Consider the following 19,617-nt stretch of genomic DNA (forward strand, 5'->3'; position numbering starts at 1 on the left):
ATCGCTGCGCGATGTGCAAGTGGGGCGGTCGCTGCGCTCCCGCTGGCCCGCGCGATGCGCGGGCGGTCCCTTCCGCTGCGCTCCAGGGACCGGTGGGGCCGCGCGATGCGCGCCTGGCCGGCCGCGCATCGCGCGGCCGTGGCTGGCGGGGTGTCAGGTGCGGCTAGTGGGGCCTCTAGTAGGGGAGTTGTGGAGTGCTCCGCACTCCTGGGCGGGTCCGCTGCGCTCCCCCGCCTGACGGTCCTTCCGGCTGCGCCTCCAGAACCTTGTAGGCCCGCTGTCGCGGGCCGGGCTGGCTACGAGGGGTGCGGGTCGCTCGTTCGTGTGGGTTCCAGTGTATCGCGTGCATCAGGTTGATGCAGCATGTACCGTTGGCGGAAACACGAGACACCCCCCAACCACCCGGACGGGGCGCGGGAAGCGAGGACTCTTTGAATCCGTCGGGCTTCGAAAAGCGCTTTGAAGCGCGGAAGGAAATTCAACGTGAGGTTACTTCAGGGACGGACCCGGAGGTGATCCGCTATCGGATCGTGGCGCAGCGCACCGATCCGGAGCACCCGGGCGCGTCCCTGCTGACGCACTACGCCTACGGACGCTCGGTCGAGGAGACCGTCACCAAGGTCCGCAAGGCGCTGGAGAAGCCGGGCGAGGTGTACGGGGACCAGGGCCTGTACCGCGTAGTGGAGGTGGTGGAGGAGAGCCCCGACAGCGAGCTCCGGCAGCAGGAGGAGGCCCGCAGGCGGTATCTGACCGCCATCCTGGAGAACGCCACCGCGACCGTGCGTGGCCGTGAGCCGGAGGACCCGGATGCGGACCTGGTCCGCCGCCTGGACGACTTCTTCACCCGCGCTGTCACCTTCCCCGATCCACACACCCCCGGCGTACATCCCCGGCCCCACCAGGCCACGTTCGGCTGGACCAGCGAACAGCCCTACATCGAGCACGCCAGCGACCCCGGCCGCGCCCTCGCCCTGTTCCTCCTGGCCTACCTGGACCACCACGGCCTGTACCTGAACGCAGCCCTCCGCGCCGGTGACCACCCCGCTGCGCAGCCGGTGGACGGGGGCCGGCCTTCTGCCCGCGAGGCAGAGGGCGGCGAGGCACCGGCGAAACTTGTCGAGCGCGTCCTGGACGTCTGCGGGCAGCACTACGCGGCCGTGACCGGCACCAACTCCGACCAGTGGGACCAGGAGTCGGACCGGGAGGTCGTGGGCATCGCCCTGCGGACCGTTCGCATGGCGGAGCGGGACACCTACCCGCAGACCCTGGAGACGTACCTGCACGAGCGCAGGGCGCGGCTGGAGCGGCTGTGGCAGCGCTACGGGACCGGCGGCATGTTCGCGGGCGAGATCGTTCTCATGGACCTGCCCGCCTGCTTCGTGCTGTGCGAGAGGATCGACAGCACCCCGCTCTGGCTCGAAGGAATCTGGACGCAGGAAGGCCAGGAGGAAACCGCGCTGGAAAGGCTTCAGAACGCCTGGCTGTACGACACGGCGGAAAAGGACGGACGATGAGCAGGATTCCGCTCAAGAAACACCAGGTCACTCAGAAGTCGGCCTTTCGTAGGTGGGTCGGATTCCCTGCAAGGTCATCTGTGCCCCCACAGGGTGCCCGTGGCACGATCGTGTCAGCGACCGGCTCCGGCAAAACGATCATGGCTGCCGCGAGCGCGCTGGAGTGCTTCCCCGAGGGCCGGATCCTCGTGACCGTGCCGACCCTGGACCTGCTCGTGCAGACCGCCCAGGCGTGGCGGGCGGTAGGCCACCGCTCCCCCATGGTCGCCGTGTGCTCACTGGAGAACGACCCGGTGCTGAACGAGCTGGGCGTGCGCACCACCACCAACCCCATCCAGCTCGCCCTGTGGGCGGGACACGGGCCGGTCATCGTGTTCGCCACGTACGCCTCTCTCGTGGACCGCGAGGACTTCGAGGACCCGATGGGCCAGGGACGCGTTCGCGGGCCGCTGGAGGCCGCTCTGGCGGGCGGAGAGCGCCTGTACGGCCAGCGCATGGACGGTTTTTCGCTCGCCATCGTGGACGAAGCCCACGGAACCACTGGTGATCTTGGGAGGCCGTGGGCGGCGATCCACGACAACGCCCGTATCCCGGCGGACTTCCGGCTCTACCTGACCGCCACCCCGCGCATCCTCGCCTCACCCCGGCCACAGAAGGGCGCCGACGGCCAGGAGGCGGAGATCGCGAGCATGGCCGACGACCCGGACGGCCCGTTCGGCGCCTGGCTGCCTGGGGCTGAACTCGGGCTGTCGGAGGCGATCGAGCGGGAAATCCTCGCCCCGTTCGAGATCGACGTCCTGGAGATCCGCGACCCCTCCCCGGTCCTCGGGGAATCGGAGGAGGCGCAGCGAGGCCGGCGCCTGGCCCTGCTGCAGACCGCCCTGCTGGAGCACGCGGCGGCGTACAACCTGCGTACGGTCATGACGTTCCACCAGAAGGTGGAGGAGGCCGCGGCGTTCGCGGAGAAGCTGCCGGAAACCGCTGCCGAGCTGTACGTCACCGAGACCGATGACGAGACCATGGTCAAGGCGGAGAAGGAGCTCCCGGCGTCGTCGATCGACGCGGAGTTCTACGGCCTGGAGGCCGGCCGCCACGTCCCGCCGGACCGGGTGTGGTCGGCGTGGCTGTGCGGCGACCACACGGTCGTCGAACGGCGCGAGAAGATCCGCCAGTTCGCCAACGGGATCGACGCCGACAACCGGCGCGTACACCGCGCGTTCCTCGCCTCCGTGCGGGTCCTCGGGGAGGGCGTCGACATCACCGGCGAGCGCGGAGTGGAGGCGATCTGCTTCGCCGACACCCGCGGCTCCCAAGTGGAGATCGTCCAGAACATCGGCCGCGCACTCAGGCTCAACCGCGACGGCACCACCAAGATCGCCCGCATCATCGTGCCGATCTTCCTGGAGCCCGGCGAGGACCCCACCGACATGGTCGCCTCCGCCAGCTTCCGCCCCCTTGTAGCCGTTTTGCAGGGCCTACGCAGTCATGATGAACGACTCGTTGAGCAGCTCGCTTCCCGTGCCTTGAGCAGCGGAAAGCGCAAGGTCCACGTCCAGCGCGACGAGAACGGCCGGATCGTCGGCGCCGACGGCTCGGGTGACAGCGAGGACCAGGAGCGCGACAACACCCAGGCCGCCGCCGAATCGGCGCTGCTCCACTTCTCCACTCCCCGGGACGCGGCCACGATCGCCGCCTTCCTGCGCACCCGCGTCTACCGGCCGGACAGCCTCGTCTGGCTGGAGGGCTACCAGGCCCTCATCCGCTGGCGGGCCGAGAACGAGATCACCGGCCTCTACGCCGTTCCCTATGACACGGAGACCGAGGTCGGCACGACGAAGTCCTTTCCCCTGGGGAGGTGGGTGCACCAGCAGCGGAAGGCGCTGCGGGCCGGGGAGCTGGAGGAGCGGCGCAAGGAGCTGCTGGACACGCCCGAGGCCGGGATGGTGTGGGAGCCGGGCGAAGAGGCATGGGAGAACAAGCTCGCCGCGCTCCGGTCCTACCATCGGGCCACCGGGCACCTCGCCCCGCGCCAGGACCAGGTGTGGGGCGAAGGTGAGGCGATGGTGCCGGTCGGGCAGCACATGGCCAATCTCCGCAGGAAGGGCGGCCTCGGAAAGGACCCCGAGCGCGCCCGGGAGCGCGCGGAGCAGCTGGCCGCGATCGACCCGGACTGGGACTGCTCGTGGCCGCTGGACTGGCAGCGGCACTACCGGGTCCTCGCGGACCTGGTCGACGCCGACGGCAGTCTTCCCGAGATCCAGCCCGGGGTGCTGATGGATGGTGATGACATCGGGCGGTGGCTGGAACGGCAGAAGCAGCCGGCCACTTGGGCGCAGCTGTCGACCGAGCAGCAGGAGCGGCTGTCCACGCTGGGCGTGCAGCCGCTTGAGGCGCCGTCTCCCGCCCCGGCCGCCAAGGGTGCGGCGAAGGGTCAGGGCAAGGCGCAGCAGGCGTTCCAGCGGGGCCTGGCGGCCCTCGCGCAGTGGGTGGAACGGGAGGGCCATCGGCCGGTGCCGAGGGGCCACAGCGAAGAGATCGCGGTCGACGGCGAGGCGGAGCCGGTGGCTGTGAAACTGGGTGTGTGGGTATCGAACACCAAATCGAGGCGGGACCGGCTTGCGCAGGAGCAGCTGGCCGCGCTGCGGGAGCTGGGCGTGGAGTGGGCATGACGCCGACATTGTCCGGCCGTTGAGCAGGACCACGCGGGCCCCGGGATACAGATAGTCCTGGGGCCTTCTACTGCCGGTCGACGACTGCAACGTGCCGGTCCAACGCACTACTGGGTTTCAGGACTGTGGGTTCTCCCCATCGCCGTCGGATGTCGTTGCGCCCGACTGATCGTCCGCAGCGAGGGACTCCGGGATGAAGCGGGAGTAGCTCTCGCGGAGGTGCTGTGTGACGCGGTCGTCGGTGGCCTCGTAGTTCAGCTGTCGCTGGAAGAACAGCAGCTTCTTCTCCGCTGCATCCAGGATCTCGCCCCAGCTTTTGACCCAGACCTCGTATTCGTGGTGATCGTCGGCTAGGCCCGCTGGCTTGTCCTTCTGTCGGATGTCGCGGTGAATCCTGTCCGAGTATTCGTAGGTGACCAAGTAGAAGCGCCACTTGCAGCTGACGCCTTTGTACTGGGGGTCGTCGACGATAGCTCGGGCGTAGCCCGTGATCTGGTCGAGTTCCTTCTTTCCGACCTTGACGGTGGGGCGCTTGAGTTCGACGACGAGTCGTTCTGTTGAGTTGTCGTCGCGTCGGCTGCGGAACAGGAGAATGTCCACCCGGCCGGTGCGCCCGTCGGGCTGGGTGACGGTGTCGAGCTGGTTCTCCAGGACGACGTCCCCACCAAGCTCTTGTTCCAGGTGTGCTTGGAGCACGTTGGTAAGTCCAGCCTCGTTCATGGCCATGTTCCAGTCTTCGCCGAACAGCCAGAGGTTCTGGGAGATCATGGGGTGCAGCTGGTCGACTTCGCGAAGGTCCTTGCGGAGGTGGGGGTCGGCAAGGATCTTCCTTAACGCGCCGATGAAGTTCAGGCGGTTGGTGACAGTGGTGGCGGCCCCGATGACATGGGTCAGGTCGGTGCTGTCCAAGAGGTTTTTCAGGTGTCGGCGGTCTTCATCGCTGAGAGCGAGGACCTTCTCCAGGATGGTGTGGAGGTCTCCTGGGCTGCTCTCCAGAGCAGTCTGAATGAGGCTTACCGAGAGTCGGCGGGCTGCGCCTTTTGTCGGGAGCGCGTCACGGGCGACGGTCACCACGACGTCGAAGGTCTGGCGCTCGATCGCTTGTGTGCGGCTGACGGGCGATTCCGGATAGGGGTAGATGCCCTCTTCTTTTAGTTGCCGTACCACCGCTGCGGAGATCTGTGCGCCGCGCAGAGCGAGGTGTTCCTGGACGGCCTTTGTGGCCGCGTCCAGGAGGCCGCCATGCGACATGGGCAGACCGTGCAGGTCGTCAACGGAGATGTCGTTGAACAGGTTGGAACGCAGGTAGGGCGTGAAGCTGACGATGCTGTCGACCCACACCCGGCCCTGTTCGTACAGAGCGATGCCTTCGGCGTTGCAGATAAGCATTCTGCGGTCGCTCATCCGCTGGTTCCACTCAACGAAGGTCACGACGGGGGCCGGGTCCTCCTGGGCGTACTCCTCTGGCAGATCCAGCGGCAGGTCAATGGGTTCGCCAACGATGATGTCGCTGGGATCCAGCCTCTTGCCGTCGAACGTCACCGAGACGTCGGGGTAGGCCCGGAGGTAGAACGCCAGCTTCGCGGTGAGGTTCGCAGCAGCGTCCTGACGCTCCAGACCGCGCAGTGTCTTGCCCTGGGGGACGTTGATCCGAACGATGGTTCCGGTCCGGTCGCGGACAGGCTCCGTCTGTACGACCTGCCAGATGGTGGCGTGGTCGGCGTCACCGTTGATCCGAACCCCGGCAAGCTCGCCGTCAACCTCAGCCACCGACTCCCACGTGAATCGATCCCCCAGGGCGAAGGCGTATAGGCGTCCCTCACCGTTGCGGCCATGCAGGATGCGGGTGTTGCCCTCGGTGTGCGTCTTGCCTGTCTTCCAGGTCTCGCCGTATCCCTCGAACGCAGCACGAGCCCGTTGCAGTGTCATGCCGTGGCCGTTGTCTGTAACCACGATCTGGGTGATCGCGTCCCACTCCCGACGCAGTTCGACGTCCACTACCGTCGCGTTCGCGTCCAGAGCGTTCCACACCAGCTCTGCGATGGCAGCGATCTGGGCCTTCTTCTTGAACTGAAGGATCTTGCCCTCGCCGACCGACAGCTGGAACTCCATTGCCGCCGGCCCCGCCTGCGACGGCACAGCCACGCTCGCCGTCCCCACCCCAACTCCTCCGCGAGAAGGGCCTTCTTCGTCGTGATCCCCCATAGCCATGCGCAGACCGTACCGGTTAACCACGCTAGGTTACATATCGCGTTCCCGACGTTCGAGAACAGGTGACTCGATGCTGTCAGCACAGATGAGGGGGCTCTGTGGAGAGTTTTGATGAGGGACTTCGCTGCCAGGACGTCCATGCGGGTCTTCGGAACGTCGATCCGAACTCCGGCGCCCTGACGCATCTGGCGGACACGCAGCTCATCGGGATGGCCGCCAGTCTGGCTGCCCTAATCCGAGGGCAGGAGGTCATCGACAATGCCCAGGCCTTGCGGGCTCTCGCAGCCGAGCAGCTGGACGTCAACCCCTTCGCCTTCGACCCAGTGATCGACGCGCTCGCTGAGCTCGGCCTGGTGGAAGGTGTGCAGCGGTCCGGCGGAAAGATCACTCGCTTCACGGAGAGCATTCCCTACTACGACGACCTGTATGACCGGCTGGGTACGGCATGGCGTGAACGTGGCCCGTCGGAGGTGGAGCAGCAGATGGTTCTCCTGGTGGATCACCTGTCGCACGGACCTACACCGCAGGAAGAGGTCGCCGACCGAGCCAGCCTGGATTCCAAGGCTCTGAACGACCTGCTGGTCGTGGGCGAAAGCGCTGAACTGGTGAAGCGCATCCAGCTGCCAGACGGTGATGTCCTCTACTCCCCCTTCTTCGGCTTCGAGAATCCCCAAGTGATCGCAGATCTCGTGCGGGAGCATGGTTCCGACCAGCTGGCGGAGGCCTTCGCTGCGGTCCGCGGGGAGCAGGGCCTGCCGGTGAGTGATGCCCAGCCGCTACTGCAGGACGCCATCAGGCGTGGGCTGCTCCTGGCCCCAGCGGTCGAACTTCCCGAAGGGGGCTTGCAGCCGTTCGCCGCTTTGCCGTACTCGCTGGACCGCGAGCTGCTACATGGCCGGAAGCCGGTCTTGGAAAAGGCTCTGGCGGTAGTGGCCTGCTTGCGCTGCGGACAGCACTTCGGAGGTGCAACGAGCCTCTCGCCGGCGGCATTGGTCGACGTCATCGACAAGCTGTTGGACCCAGCTCGAGGCTTTCTGATGCCGCACGGCTCACACACACGGCAGTACCGACTGATGCACTCCGTCGGCCTGCTCGCCTTCGATCCGGATCTGCGGCCGGGAGGCAGCTGGGTCACGCCTCGCTTCATCGACACCCCGGACAACCGCGAAGCCTTGCAGATCGCTCGCGACCTGATCACCTTCGGCGAGCAACTGTCAGGCCGAGTCGGCGACGAGCAAGCACGCCAGGCGCTGGCATTGAAGCAGCCGTTCACGGCTCCCATGCAGACGCTGCACCGAACGCGCCCGAAAGCGCCGGTCAGCGTCGCGCAGTGGCAGAAGGTGATCGACGCCGCCTTGGGGAGGGGAAGGATCCAGTGAGCGAACTCGATTTGGGTCTCAAAGTGGCCTCGCGGCGGTTGCTGTGGCGCATGGGCTACACCACCCGCCTGGACGTCGAACTGCGCAGCGTTGCAGCCCCTGACCCGAAGTCCAGTGGCAGGCCGGTGCGCGGTCAACGCTCCAGCGCTCCCGAGGCTTACACCGACCTCGACGTCCTCGGGATAATCCTTGTCGGCGGCTTCCAGGTCCAGAGCGCCATCGTGGACTGCAAGACCTCCGCGAGGGGCTCTACGTCGCGCATGTTCTGGGTCCGCGGAGTGGCCGACTTCTTCGCCGCTGACACCGCTTACATGGTGCGGGACAAGGAACTCAGCAGCGCCGCCCGGCAGCTCACCTCCCGTCTGAAGATCTCTGCCTTGACCAGCGATGAGGTCACGAGCCTGGAGGAGTTGCATCCTTGCGAACTCGCGTTGAGCGAGGAGCCACTGGCGTGGCTGTTCCAGCGCGACAAGGCCGCCACGGTGCTGAGCGCATTCACCGGGCTCGACAAGCGTCTCCGGCCACTGTTGGAGTACCGGCAGTTCACATACTGGATCGCAGAAGAGCACCGCAATCCGTTGCGGCTCGTCGACGAGCTGCGGGCGGTCGCCACACATCTGGACTCGCGCAACCCTCATCACCTCGCGCTGGTCTTGGACTGCGCGTGGCTGTACCTGCTGACCCTCAGCCATGCTGTCCAGAACCTGCGCGCCGCCCATGTGGCTGATCCGGATCAGGGTCTGCAGGAGTATCTGTTCGGCGGCCCCGCCGGTCTTCGGGAAAAGCAGGGACTGGCACAGATGCTCGAGAGCATCAAGAGCAACGGTGCCCTGCCCCCGACAGTCCACGTCGACCTGCTGCCGACCTACTACCCCCGCCTGCTGGAACTCACGGTCCGGGTGATGAAGCGACCCGACAGCGTGCTGTCGGCTCTGAGACTCCTGGAACTCGCCACCACGGTGACTGCCCTCGGCCAGCGCTTTGCGCAGCCTGAGGACATGGGTGGCCTGTACGACGACATCGCGGCCAAGAGGGCAGCCGATGTCGTGGGCTTTCTGGTCGGCACCGCCGGCCTGGACAGCGGGTTCCGGGCCCGCACCCGATCGCTCCTGCTCGGCGAACCCTTGCCGTGAGCCGACTAAGCTCCGGTGCCTGGCCTCCCTCGAGATGGTCCTGCAGCTTGTGCTCTCGCCGCCGACTTGTCGGCGGCGGGGCCCGGCGGGTCCATCCGACGCGCAACCGGGATGAGCACAGCCCCGATCCCCGGCTGCGTACGCGCCGCCGATCCCGCCCTCCCTCTCCCTCGCCGACGTCCCCGCCTGACGTCACCGCCGCGCTGACGGCGGCCGGGCGCGGCGGCCCCCGCCGACGCGCGACGGGTGAGCGCGCCGATCCCCGGCCGTGGCCGCGCCGCCCATCTCGCCCATCCCACCCGTCCCTTCCTCCTTCACTCCAGCCAAGGGACATGGGCAGAGCAGCCGCAACGGGGATGTCAGCAGGCCGACCACGGCAATACCGCGTGGTGACCTGCACGGACACGAAGACGGGTCATGCGGGCCGCGCAACACCTAACACAACCCTTGGCGCAACCTCGTGCCCCTAGTCGTCCGGGCCGACGGTCACGCGGCCCGGACGGCTCCGTGGGCGCGGGCGAGGTGGCGCAGCTCGGAGCGTGCCGCCGGCACCGAGGGGACGGTCTCCCAGTAGGGGTGCCACCACAGCCGGACGGACAGGTGCAGCAGGCGGCGGCGCAGGGCGGTGGTGTCGCGGGGGCGGGGTGCGGCGAGTGCTTGGTAGGTGGCGTTCCAGGCGGCTTGCGTCTGCACCAGGTCGTCGGGGAAGTCGATCACGTCCATACCGGCATTAGATCTCTTGTTCGAATTGCGTGTCACTTCGGACACGCGCTGGCCGAAGCCGCCCACCGCAGCCGTGGCGAGTCTGGCCTACCAGTAGCAGCGGGTGGGGCCGGGCTCTGGGGGGTGAGCGGCAGCACGCTCCTCGTCCGCAATCCGTTGCTGATCGCGTTGCAGAGCGTCCGCTCGGGCCTCGGCGGTGACGGCCGGCCCGAGGGTGATCGCCTCGGTGCCGACTACTGGGGCCAGCGAGTACCGGAGGGGCGATTTGCTGGATCGTGCAGGCAGGTGGAGACGGGCCACACCGGCCGGGAGCTCGGCACGCAGCGCTCCGTGCCAGCGGATCCACAGCGCGGGGCGCCCGCGGAGTGCTTCGTCGCGGAGCTTTTCCACGGCGGTGCTCTCGTCCGCGCGGTCGATCTCCACGGCGATCGGTGGGCCGTCTTTGCGCATCACGCGCAAATCCAGGTAGGCAGACCAGGAAGGCGACCAGTAGGCGATGCAGCCGCCGCTCTTCAACACGGGCGGGTCGATGTAGCGCATCTGCGCTTCTGATCTGCACCTCCACCCCGACGCTCCCACCCACTGCACCACCGCCCGGGTGATGGACCGGGTCGCTTCCTTACCGGTCAGGCCGCTGAAAGAGAAGCCGGTCTCGAACAGATAGGTGCGTAAGGAAGCGGCGAGGATCTCGGACTCGCCAGCCTCCGTCAGTTCATGAGCCATCCAGTGATTCTCCGCTCGCCCACTGACAACGGCCGGGGAGTGACGGTGATCACCGTCAGAGCATATGACCGGGCCATCGGTGATTCGCTCCAGCCCGGTGACCGCGGCAAGGGCATGTCAGTGGCGCGTCCTACGGTGCGTGCTCATGACACGCCGCACCCGTTTTCTGGTCAACGAGCACCCGTCCATCGCCGCCCAGTGGCATCCGGAGCTGAACGCCGACCTGGACCTGGCGCAGATCGGTCCCGGCTCGCACAAGGCTGTGTTCTGGCGGTGCGACGACGGGCACGTCTGGCAGGCGCAGGTCCATTCCCGTGTCGCTGGGACCGGCTGTCCGCAGTGCGCCGGGTACGTGCCCCGTGGCCGGGTCACACTCAGCGAGCACTCGCCTGACTTGGTAGCTGAGTGGCACCCGCGCAACGACGCTTCGCCGGACCAGTTCGGGCCCGGCTCGCAGCGCAAGGTCTGGTGGCGCTGTCCGGTGGGGCACGAGTACCAGGCGCGAATATCCAACCGCAGTCGCGGTACCGGCTGCCCGGCCTGCGCGAGGGCCGGCCGTGATGCACCGGACAGGCGTTTGGCGGACATGCCCGAGCTGTTTGCGCAGGTGGACCCCGACACCGCACCGGCCGACGTGGCGGAACTGCCGGTCAACTCCCGCGTACGGCTGGGATGGCGCTGTTCCCGTGGACACCGCTGGGAGGCGAAGGTGAGCCACCGGACCGTCGCCGGGTCGGGCTGCCCGGCCTGTGCCCGGAGGAAGCGTGCTCCCGCTCTGCCCGAGGCGCGGCCGGACTTGGCAGGGCAGTGGCACCCCGAGCGCAACGGCGGGCTGACGGCCGAAGCGGTCACCGCTGGTTCGCACCGCCTGGTCTGGTGGAAGTGCACCGTGTGCGCCGGCGAGTTCCGGGCCAAGGTCTTCCACCGCGTCCGCGGCTTGGCCGCGTGCCCCTCCTGCTCCGGCCGGGTGCGCTACCAGGCGCTGTCGCGCGAGGGCCCCGAAGTCGCGGCGCTGTGGCACCCGTCCCTGAACGAGGCCCTCACCCCGGCGGAGGTGACCGCCGGGGCCAACGTGCCGGTCTGGTGGCTGTGCCCCGCCGGACACGAACCTTGGTCCGCCCAGGTGGCGCACGTCTTCATGGGCAGGCAGGGCTGTCCGCGCTGCCGGAAGCGGACAAGCGTCTCCCGGCAGGAGACGGAACTGTTCGCCGAACTCCAGCTCGTCCTCACCGGCGGAGAGCAGCAGTACCCGCTGCAGACGCTGCACGGCCGCTACCGGCTCGACATGCTCTTCCCAGCGGACCACGACCAGGCCGTGGCCGTGGAGTTCGACGGCTCGTACTGGCACCGCGACGTGGAGGAACGCGATCGGCTCAAGGCGGAGTCCGTAGAACACCACCGGCCCGGCTGGATGGTGGTGCGGGTACGTGAGGAACCGCTGCGACCGACCCGGCTTGGCGACGTGGTCGTGCCGTACCTGGCGGACCCGTTCACGGCCGCCAGCATCGTTGTCGAGCACCTGATGCCGCTGGCGTCGTGGCCCGACGACACCCGTCAGCGGGCGCGCGCCTATCTCAAGGGCGGCCGCCGCCAGGGAGCTGCGCTGGCACAGCGTCTGATCAACAAGCGACAATCCGCTGCTCCACCGGCCGATGACCGGCCCGCACCTCAGTCCATCTCGGGGCGGATCGAGGGCGTGCAGTCTGCCTTGTGGTGAGGGCCGGGCTACTCGGCCACGTTGTCGGGGTCAGGCAAGTGGGGTGGGAAGTGCCGTTCGTCGAGGCCCGGGGTCTTGTGCGTTCATGGGGTGAGGCGGTGCCAGATGAAGACGCAGCTCTCCAGGCTGGCGAGTGACGGCCGGCGCAGCACGGACCGGATCCGCTCGGGCCCCACCAGGACGACGGGCATCCGGCGCTCACGCTCCTGGAACAGGCTCCACACCCCGTAGACGTACAGCAGGGCCTCCGTGCGCAGCAGATGGGCATCGCGTACGACCACCACCGGCCAGGAGCGCCGCGCGAGTTCGTTCTCGACAGCCCGCTGTGCGTCGGCCAGCCGTCGCGGCCGGGCACCGAGGTACAGAGCCTCGTGGAACGCGTCCAGGAGCGCCGCCAGGGTCCCGGGCGCGGCCGTCGCGATCGCGACGGAGTCGGCCCCGTCGCAGCGACTGAGAGCGGCTTCCACCACCGCTTCGCCCTGGACGTCCTCCGGCGCGATGACGCACAGCAGCGCGCGGGTCTCCAGGATGTGGCCCAGGTTCTCGGCAAGTGCGGCGAACGCTTCGTCGGACACGGCCGTGGCGACCTCGCCCATGGCCCCTCCTCTGGAGTTGCGTACGGGACGCCGCCAGTCCAGCACGTTCGCGGTCGGCGGCGGAGCCATCAACGTCATCACGGCGCAGATTGACCGGGCCTGTTCGAGATGTGAGCGGCTGTGTCGGATCAGCGGAGCTCGGGACCCGGGTGTCGGTTGCCGCGGCAGTCGTAGACCGCGAGTGACAGATCTTTCACCGCGGCCCGGGCACGTTCGGCGTCCAGGCCGTCGTCAAGGGCCTCCAGCGCGGCGGCCGCCGACACTCGAACGGACCGGGGCAGGCCGTCATAGGCGGAGAGCCGGTACGCGACGGTGCGGCGGGCGTCCTGTTCCTCATCGCTCGCCCCGTCAGGGGTCAGTGGGAAGACCGCGGCCTCGTACATCGCGATGCTCAGCAGGACCGTGTCGGCGATCCCTTCCGCATAGCCGTCGCCGCTGACGGCCTGGACGGAAGTCACCGCGGGCCGGGGGCGGGCGAGCATGCCGAATCCCGCGCCCAGGGCGGTGGTAGTCGCGCCCACCACGGCCCCCGACCAGTTGTCCAGGACGAAGCCGAAGCAGGCTCCGCTGCTCACCACGCACACCAGCAGCGCGACGGTCATCACGTACACACGGGTGCCGAGCGGGGACGTCATGGCCAGCAGTATGCACACGCCCTCGGGGGCTGAGGCCGGGGCCTCGTGAACCTGGGCTGGCACCGCTGACCAGGGCCCTGTTGTCAGTGGTGCCCGGGACACTGGTCTCAAGCCTCAGCGCCGCAGCCTGAGGGTCAGCGTTCCCGGACTCGAAGGATTGGTACATGCTCACCGAAGCACTCATGGCCGTGGCCGGAGCAGGCGGCACCGCCGTCGTCCAAGCCGCCGGCACCGACGCATGGACCGGCCTGCGGCAACGCGTAGCCCGTCTCCTGGGGCGCGGAGACACTCAGCGCGAGCGAGCGGAGCTGGAGCGCCTGGACCGGACCGTGCAGGCGCTGGAGGAAGCCGATGCCGCCGGCGAGACGGAGCGGGCGCGCCTTCGCCAGGAGGCATCGTGGCAGACCCGTTTCGAGTCGCTCCTGGAGAACCTGGAGAGCTCCGAGCGGCAGCAGGCCGCGACCGAACTTCAGGCGCTGGTGGCAGAGCAGCAGGCGTTCGCGGCCCGCCAGGGCATGGTCGGCAACACCTTCAACGGCCCCGCCGCTCTGCAGGTCGGAAACCACAACCAGCAGGAGAACCGCTTCCACATCGCGAGCTACCTGCCCGCTCCCATAGGCCCCCGGGTCCTCGTCAAGGTCTCCTACTCCATCCCGGTCTACGACCTGCCCGACGGCAGTCAGGACCTGGGCGAGGATTTCGTCAGCGTGGAGGCGGTCAACACCGGTGACCAGCCGATTGCCATCACCAGCTGGGGCATCGAGCTTCCCGGTGACCGGCGCATGTTCGTCACGCGAGGCGAGAACTGGGCCACTCGGCTCCCTCACGTGCTCGCCCCCGGCGCCCCTCCCGCGCAGTTCTGGGTCCGAGTCGATGAGCTGCGGCGGGTAGAGCGAGAGCAGCGCATCCCGTACGCGCAGATGCGGCCCTACGTGAAGCTGGCCGACGGCACGGTCGTCCACGCCGACCGCAGCGTGCCGTTGGCCTGACGGACGGAAGCCAGATGGAGGGGCGGGCTGCCAAGCACCGGCAGCCCGCCCCTTCGTCGTGGCGGTGCGGGTCAAGGTCGTCGCAGCTGCTGTGGTGCCGGACATCCGGCCGCGACCTGAAGGCGGCCCGGTCCGGAGGACCCGCTGCACCGCCCACGACGCCGCCATGGCGGCTTGTCCGCCCGTCGTCGCGCGCGGCCCCCGCCGTCGCGCGCGAGGAACACCGGCGGCGCCCGATCCCCTCGCCCATCGCCCGGAGCCTGTCCCACCCACCCACTTCTCTTTTCTTCCTGCTGTGGGGCGTGGACTCGGGGGCGTAGAGGGGATGTCGGCCTCCCGACCACGGCCGGACCGGCGTGGTGGCCTGCGGATTCACGGACGGGCGCGGCAGAGGCGGCGGGCGGTTGTCGGACGGGTTGTCGGCGGGGATGTGGGCCTGGTCCACGGAGGTGTTGTCGCTTCGTGACCGTGGTCGGGTCTTCGTGGTCGGGGTTCTGGTCGGGGCCGGCTGCTGCTGTGACCGGTACGCGCGGCGCCGGGCAGGACGGTGCCGCACCGGCAGGGAGGCGAGCGGATCCGTGATGATCGGCGTGGACGCGGGCAGCGGGGACCGGCTGGCGCTGGGTGTGCTGGCGCAGTACCGGATGGCCACCACCGAGCAGATGCACCGGGTGATCGCCCCAGGGGTGCGGATCGAGCAGACCCGGCGGCGGCTGGCCCGACTTCGGCAGGAGGGGCTGGTCGACCGCATCACCCTGCCGCAGGCCGGGCGGACCAGGGTGTGGTTCCCGACCTCGTACGGCGTGCAGCTCGCCTGTGAGTGGCCCGAGCTGCGCGGGCACCGGCCCTCGAGGACCGTGTCCGATCCGACCGCCGTGCGGCTGAAGGCCGGCCACACGCTGACCGTGACCGAGACCGCGCTCGTCTTCCTCGAGGACGCCCGCCGCCGCGGTGATGTCTGCGAGCCGCTGGACTGGATCCCCGAGGTCCACCACCCGATCGGGAGCGGCGAGGCCGTCATCCCCGACGCGCTCCTGTACTACCGAACCGGCCCCGCCGGCGGTGACAGCGGGTCGATGCTGCGGGCGTTCGTGGAAGTCGACCGGGCCACCATGGGCCCCGAACGCCTCGCCGCCAAGCTCACCGCGTACGAGCGCCTCCACCGCTACGTGCCCGTGGTCCCGGGGCGCCGGCCGACCTTCCAGGAACCGGCGGTTGAGGAGTGGCGGCGGCGCTACCCGCTCTTCCCCCGCGTCCTGTTCGTCCTGGACGGCACCGGCCCGGCCGGTGTCGAGAACCGGATCCGCGCCCTGCGTGCCGCGGTCGGGCTGCTGGCCCGCTTCCCGTACGACGTCCCTGTCCTCGCGGTGCCGCTGGCCGACCTGCTCCAGCACGGCCCCTCCGCACCTGTGTGGCGCCCCGTCCACGACCCCGACCAGCGAGTCCCCTGGACCGGCTCCGGGCATCGGCAGAAATGAAGCGCGGTCGCCGCACAAAAGGCGTCGGCCGTGGGCTGACCAGCCATGGTCGGGGCTGGGCACGGCATAGTCATACCCGTGGTCGGCCTCATGGTCGGGGCGTGGGCGGCGCGTCGCAGATGTGCTCCGGTCATCGGTCCACGGCGGGCAGGTGGGCCAGGCCGGTGTCGAGCATGATGCGGCCGACGGTCTCGTGCAGGGCGCTGTCGGCGCCGATGACGGTCTCGGTGCCGCTGGGCAGCAGATCGCGTGCCCGGTACCAGTCGCGCAGCTGCGTCTCGCTGACGTCGTCGGCGATCGGCTTGGTGGCGTGCCGGGCGAGGGTTTCGCTGAATGGGACGTCCAGGTAGTAGCTGTGGGTCGGGCCGCGGTGGTCCGCGCGCAGCTCGGTGAGCATGTCGCCGTAGCGGTCGGCGTAGAGGATGCCTTCGACGACGACGTGGAATCCGGCGTCCAGGGCGTAGCGGGCGGTCAGGTCGATCAGGCCGATGTTCGCGGCGCCGGGCCGGTCCCGTTCGCGGAGCACGATGCGGCGGAGGTTGTCCTGGCTGACCAGGGCCAGGCCTCGGCCGAACTTCTCGCGGAGGCCGGCCGCGACGGACGACTTCCCCGACGCGCTGTTGCCGCGCAGCACGACCAGCCGGGTTTCTTCGGTGCCCACCATCACGGCGGTCACGTTATCGAGGGCCGGTGACAGCGCTGTGGGTGTTCCGGGTGGGCGTCGACGCCGACGCCCGGACGGGTGACTTTTTCCCTCGCGTACGCGAGCGGGTATCTAAGCGCATACGCCCAACTTGCCTGTTTTTCCTGGTACTTGACACTTATTCATGCGTTATGTCACGTTCCATTGCGGTTGGTCGCTGCTAGGCCGAAGGAGGCAATTCGTGAACGAGGTGTTGACCGCGTCGGCGGGCCAGGAGGACGACGTCGACCCGGGCCGGGTGGCCCGGGGCAAGCCGGTGGCGTTCAAGGACGGGGTACCGGTGTACGACAGCGGCGGGGCGCCGGCCTTTCTGCGGACGAAAGCCCAACTGGCCGGGGCGCGGCGCAAGCCCGCCGTGGGGCAACGGCCAGCCGCGTACATCTACACCCGCTGGTACCGGGACCGGGTGGCGCTGTGGGACCCGGCGCAGGCGGCGAAGATGCGGCCACTGTCGGCCCTGCAGCGCCGCCAGATGCAGGAGCGCCGGACCTGCACCGACTGCGGCGAGGTGTTCCCCGTTCCGGTGTGGGGGATGTGCGGCGTGTGCCGGGACCGGGAAGCCCGGCGCCGGGCCGATCTGCGCCGCCGGACGTGCCAGGACTGCGGCACCGTCTTCCGCACCCCGGCACCGGCCAGGAACTACGGCGACGGGATGTGCCTGGCATGCGACGAACGCCTCGAGCGAGGACGGCGGGTGGCGCGGTCGCTGGTGGAACGCTCCTGCCGGCGGTGCCTGGTGCAGCTGTACCCGCTCACGGTGTGGGCGGCGATGAGCGAGCGCGAGCAGGCCATGGCCGACTGGCACTGCGCTGCGTGCGAACGCGAGATCGAGCAGGAGCGCGTCCAGGCGCAGCGGCGGGCGGACCGGGCTCGGTGGGACGACCTCGGACCGACCATCGCGTGGGCGCAGAAGATCCTCGCGACCCCAGACGCGTACGCGATCCTGGACACGGAGACGACGGGTCTGACCGCGACCTCGCGGATCGTGGAGATCGCCGTCACCACGGCGTCCGGGACGGTACTGCTCGACACACTGCTCAACCCCGGCGGCGAGCCGATTCCGGCTGAGGCGACGGCAATTCACGGCATCACCGACACCATGGTCGAAGGCGCGCCCACGTTCTCCGAGATCCTCCCCCGCCTCACCGAGGCCCTGGCCGGACGCCGGATCGTGATCTACAACCGGGAGTACGACACCGGACGGCTGCTGTGGGAGCTCCACCTGCACCACCAAGCCCAGGGCACGGTCGACCTGACCAAGCAGGCCCGCTACGCCGTCCGTCGGCATCGGGCCGCGCAGGCCTGGCTGGACGCGCAGGAGTGGGAGGTGTGCGCGATGGAGCAGTACGCCGCCTTCTACGGCGACTGGCACGACTGCTTCGGCAGCTACACCTGGCAGAAGCTGGGCGGCGGCCACCGGGCCCTGGGCGATACACGTGCCGTCATCCGGCGGCTGGAGGAAATGGCCGCCTACCCCAGCCCCTTCGACCGCATGGAGGAGCCCGCCGCCGCGTGACATCGACAGACCGCGCACGGCTTCTGACCCTAGGGTGATCTCCTGCCCGATCCCTCTGCCGCTTGGAGGAACGCATGCTCGAACTGGCCCGGGAGGCCACACAGTTACCGGAGGCGTCGTGACTCAAGCTGATCAGTGGGGGCACTGGCGCCCGCAGTTCCCGGCCGGTGAAGAGACGAAGCGCGTCCGTGCCTGGTACCGGCGTGTGGCCTGCCCGAGCTGCAGCGCGGCCATCGGTCGCGCCTGCCGCAGCGCCGCCGGTCACCCCACCGACCATCACCGTGCTCGCCGTGACGCCGCAGGCCCGCTCCCGTACGAGGAATGGAGGAAGGAAGGGCTGTTCCAGAGGCCGAGAACGCTCCCGGTGATCCTCGAGGACAGCCACAAGGCGCGGGCTCAGTTCAACATCGACGTGCCTCTCGGTGACGCCGTGGCGATCGTCTCGCACGTCATGGCGGACCGGCTCGGCATCGGTCTCGGTGACGACCCCACCATCGACCGGCTCGATGACGCTGCCCGCACCCTGGTCCTCGCCCGCGGGCCCATAGGCAGCGCCGACCTGGTGACGGTTCTCGCCGTCCAGGTGGGCATACTCGCCGGCGTCATCGCCGGAGCGCACAGCACTCCGGAGGCGGTGTACACCAACCTGGTGCGCGAACACGTCAACCTTGCACGCCAGCAACGGAACACGCAGAAAGACGCCTCCGAGTAGCCGAGGCCCCCTCGGGCCCGCTCACACAGACGTCCCGCCCGCCGCGCCCCAGCCTCCGAGGAAGTCGGACAGGGCGCGGCGTTGCTGTTCCTCGCGGGCCATCTGTTCGGCGAGGACGCCGCGGTCGATGTACGGGTCGACGGCGGCGAGGACCATGCGCTGAAGTTCGTCGGGTTCGAGGGCTTCGACCTCCCACTGCACGGGGCGGTCGATGTCGAAGCCGTAGCGGCGGGCGAAGGCCGGCCAACGCGGATCGTCCCGCTTTCCCTCGGTCGCGGGCAGGGTGTACCCCTGGACCTGGGCGTGGGTGAGCAGCACCCGGGTGACCCGGCTCCAGCAGCCGGTGCGCTCCACCCAGTCGCGTTCGACGTCCTCACCCGAGCAGTCGAAATCGCCGACGTACGCAAGATGTGCCTCGCGCGGGTCGCGGGTGGTGCGGTCACGGACGACGTCGACGTACGACTGGGAGCCGAAGCCGCGGACCACGAGGACCGGGATGCCGAACGGGGCGAGCCAGTCGGTCAGCAGCTGCCGGAGGGTGTCCTTCTCCGCAGCGACGTACAGGGCGTGCTCCTGGCCCTCGGTGCGGTCCAGGCGGAACCAGTCCGGTACCTCGCGCAGGAACGCGCCCGCGTCCGGCCAGGCTTCCGGGACGTGGACCTCCCGGAGGGTGTCGATCAGGTCGGGGAAGCGGCCCTCGCGGCGCGCCTTGGCCAGATGCGAGGACAGGCGGCGGTACATCGGCGGCGTGTGCGGCAGGATCCCCTCGGAGGCGAGCCGGTACATCACCTGCCGCAGCGTGACCTTGAGCGGAGCGTATCCCAGCACGATCTGTCTCGCCCGGTCCACCACGGCCGGCCACCGCACCCGCTCACGCGCCATACCGGTACATGTACCCTTCCCCGCCGTCCGGCGCGGT

At 69.0% G+C, this 19,617-nt stretch carries 16 protein-coding genes and 1 pseudogene; 10 read left to right on the plus strand and 7 right to left on the minus strand.

Translation table 11 applies throughout. The annotated features are described in order from the left end of the window. Positions 1-512: 512 nt before the first annotated feature. Positions 513-1,514 carry a hypothetical protein gene (locus N8I87_RS43420; protein ID WP_263217409.1) on the plus strand — a complete coding sequence of 334 codons (1,002 nt, stop codon included), beginning with the start codon at positions 513-515 and terminating at the stop codon, positions 1,512-1,514. Beyond that, a complete protein-coding gene (locus tag N8I87_RS43425; protein ID WP_263217411.1) occupies positions 1,511-4,183 on the plus strand; it encodes a DEAD/DEAH box helicase in 2,673 nt (890 codons plus the stop codon). Before N8I87_RS43420 ends, N8I87_RS43425 begins: the two co-directional genes overlap by 4 nt. A gap of 117 nt (positions 4,184-4,300) precedes the next feature. On the opposite strand, the gene N8I87_RS43430 is transcribed toward N8I87_RS43425, so the two are convergent. Then, positions 4,301-6,343: an ATP-binding protein gene (locus N8I87_RS43430; RefSeq protein WP_263217413.1), complete on the minus strand. Its 2,043-nt coding sequence runs from the start codon at positions 6,341-6,343 to the stop codon at positions 4,301-4,303. Positions 6,344-6,492: 149 nt separating this feature from the next. On the opposite strand from N8I87_RS43430, the gene N8I87_RS43435 reads away from it, so the two are divergent. Both N8I87_RS43435 and N8I87_RS43440 read left to right on the plus strand, forming a co-directional pair. Beyond that, the gene (locus N8I87_RS43435; RefSeq protein ID WP_263217415.1) at positions 6,493-7,773 is read left to right on the plus strand and encodes a hypothetical protein; all 1,281 of its coding nucleotides are present in this window, start codon (positions 6,493-6,495) and stop codon (positions 7,771-7,773) included. Beyond that, positions 7,770-8,906, plus strand: a complete 1,137-nt coding sequence (locus tag N8I87_RS43440; RefSeq protein ID WP_263217417.1) for a hypothetical protein — start codon at positions 7,770-7,772, stop codon at positions 8,904-8,906. Before N8I87_RS43435 ends, N8I87_RS43440 begins: the two co-directional genes overlap by 4 nt. Before the next feature lie 486 nt (positions 8,907-9,392). Here N8I87_RS43440 and N8I87_RS43445 read toward each other — a convergent pair whose 3' ends face one another. Beyond that, complete coding sequence (locus tag N8I87_RS43445) at positions 9,393-9,629, minus strand: DUF8825 domain-containing protein (RefSeq protein WP_263217420.1); 237 nt, start codon at positions 9,627-9,629, stop codon at positions 9,393-9,395. Positions 9,630-9,716: 87 nt separating this feature from the next. Further along, complete coding sequence (locus tag N8I87_RS43450; protein ID WP_263217422.1) at positions 9,717-10,352, minus strand: hypothetical protein; 636 nt, start codon at positions 10,350-10,352, stop codon at positions 9,717-9,719. A 145-nt stretch (positions 10,353-10,497) separates the two neighbouring features. Here N8I87_RS43450 and N8I87_RS43455 point away from each other — a divergent pair, with 145 nt between their 5' ends. Continuing rightward, the gene (locus tag N8I87_RS43455; RefSeq protein ID WP_263217424.1) at positions 10,498-12,069 is read left to right on the plus strand and encodes a zinc-ribbon domain-containing protein; all 1,572 of its coding nucleotides are present in this window, start codon (positions 10,498-10,500) and stop codon (positions 12,067-12,069) included. An 83-nt stretch (positions 12,070-12,152) separates the two neighbouring features. On the opposite strand, the gene N8I87_RS43460 is transcribed toward N8I87_RS43455, so the two are convergent. Both N8I87_RS43460 and N8I87_RS43465 read right to left on the minus strand, forming a co-directional pair. After that, positions 12,153-12,665 carry a hypothetical protein gene (locus N8I87_RS43460; protein ID WP_263217425.1) on the minus strand — a complete coding sequence of 171 codons (513 nt, stop codon included), beginning with the start codon at positions 12,663-12,665 and terminating at the stop codon, positions 12,153-12,155. A 128-nt stretch (positions 12,666-12,793) separates the two neighbouring features. After that, complete coding sequence (locus N8I87_RS43465; protein ID WP_263217426.1) at positions 12,794-13,300, minus strand: hypothetical protein; 507 nt, start codon at positions 13,298-13,300, stop codon at positions 12,794-12,796. A gap of 164 nt (positions 13,301-13,464) precedes the next feature. Between N8I87_RS43465 and N8I87_RS43470 the strand changes: the two genes are divergently transcribed. Beyond that, complete coding sequence (locus N8I87_RS43470) at positions 13,465-14,289, plus strand: cell division protein ZapB (protein ID WP_263217427.1); 825 nt, start codon at positions 13,465-13,467, stop codon at positions 14,287-14,289. Positions 14,290-14,870: 581 nt separating this feature from the next. After that, entirely contained in the window at positions 14,871-15,767 is an 897-nt protein-coding gene (locus N8I87_RS43475) for a replication-relaxation family protein (RefSeq protein WP_263217555.1), read from the plus strand. Between the two features lie 130 nt (positions 15,768-15,897). Here N8I87_RS43475 and N8I87_RS43480 read toward each other — a convergent pair whose 3' ends face one another. After that, complete coding sequence (locus N8I87_RS43480) at positions 15,898-16,431, minus strand: AAA family ATPase (protein WP_263217557.1); 534 nt, start codon at positions 16,429-16,431, stop codon at positions 15,898-15,900. 220 nt (positions 16,432-16,651) lie between these two features. Between N8I87_RS43480 and N8I87_RS43485 the strand changes: the two genes are divergently transcribed. From N8I87_RS43485 to N8I87_RS43490, 3 genes and pseudogenes are all read left to right on the plus strand, one after another. Next, positions 16,652-17,986, plus strand: a complete 1,335-nt coding sequence (locus N8I87_RS43485) for a 3'-5' exonuclease (protein WP_263217428.1) — start codon at positions 16,652-16,654, stop codon at positions 17,984-17,986. A gap of 118 nt (positions 17,987-18,104) precedes the next feature. Further along, positions 18,105-18,302: pseudogene (locus tag N8I87_RS44845) on the plus strand (zinc finger domain-containing protein); the annotation flags it as partial. 48 nt (positions 18,303-18,350) lie between these two features. Further along, the gene (locus N8I87_RS43490) at positions 18,351-18,698 is read left to right on the plus strand and encodes a hypothetical protein (protein WP_263217429.1); all 348 of its coding nucleotides are present in this window, start codon (positions 18,351-18,353) and stop codon (positions 18,696-18,698) included. A 21-nt stretch (positions 18,699-18,719) separates the two neighbouring features. On the opposite strand, the gene N8I87_RS43495 is transcribed toward N8I87_RS43490, so the two are convergent. Beyond that, positions 18,720-19,580: a hypothetical protein gene (locus N8I87_RS43495; protein ID WP_263217430.1), complete on the minus strand. Its 861-nt coding sequence runs from the start codon at positions 19,578-19,580 to the stop codon at positions 18,720-18,722. Positions 19,581-19,617: the final 37 nt, after the last annotated feature.

The sequence above is a fragment of the Streptomyces sp. HUAS 15-9 genome (assembly GCF_025642155.1).
In the GTDB taxonomy this organism is placed as follows: domain Bacteria; phylum Actinomycetota; class Actinomycetes; order Streptomycetales; family Streptomycetaceae; genus Streptomyces.

What these genes read in the sequence shown, in the direction of transcription:
- N8I87_RS43465 (WP_263217426.1), bottom strand. Translation starts at nt 13,300, where the DNA reads ATGACGTCCCCGCTCGGCACCCGTGTGTACGTGATGACCGTCGCGCTG.
- N8I87_RS43480 (WP_263217557.1), bottom strand. Translation starts at nt 16,431, where the DNA reads ATGGTGGGCACCGAAGAAACCCGGCTGGTCGTGCTGCGCGGCAACAGC.
- N8I87_RS43450 (WP_263217422.1), bottom strand. Translation starts at nt 10,352, where the DNA reads ATGGCTCATGAACTGACGGAGGCTGGCGAGTCCGAGATCCTCGCCGCT.
- N8I87_RS43470 (WP_263217427.1), top strand. Translation starts at nt 13,465, where the DNA reads ATGCTCACCGAAGCACTCATGGCCGTGGCCGGAGCAGGCGGCACCGCC.
- N8I87_RS43460 (WP_263217425.1), bottom strand. Translation starts at nt 12,665, where the DNA reads ATGGGCGAGGTCGCCACGGCCGTGTCCGACGAAGCGTTCGCCGCACTT.
- N8I87_RS43495 (WP_263217430.1), bottom strand. Translation starts at nt 19,580, where the DNA reads ATGGCGCGTGAGCGGGTGCGGTGGCCGGCCGTGGTGGACCGGGCGAGA.
- N8I87_RS43475 (WP_263217555.1), top strand. Translation starts at nt 14,871, where the DNA reads ATGATCGGCGTGGACGCGGGCAGCGGGGACCGGCTGGCGCTGGGTGTG.
- N8I87_RS43455 (WP_263217424.1), top strand. Translation starts at nt 10,498, where the DNA reads ATGACACGCCGCACCCGTTTTCTGGTCAACGAGCACCCGTCCATCGCC.
- N8I87_RS43425 (WP_263217411.1), top strand. Translation starts at nt 1,511, where the DNA reads ATGAGCAGGATTCCGCTCAAGAAACACCAGGTCACTCAGAAGTCGGCC.
- N8I87_RS43445 (WP_263217420.1), bottom strand. Translation starts at nt 9,629, where the DNA reads ATGGACGTGATCGACTTCCCCGACGACCTGGTGCAGACGCAAGCCGCC.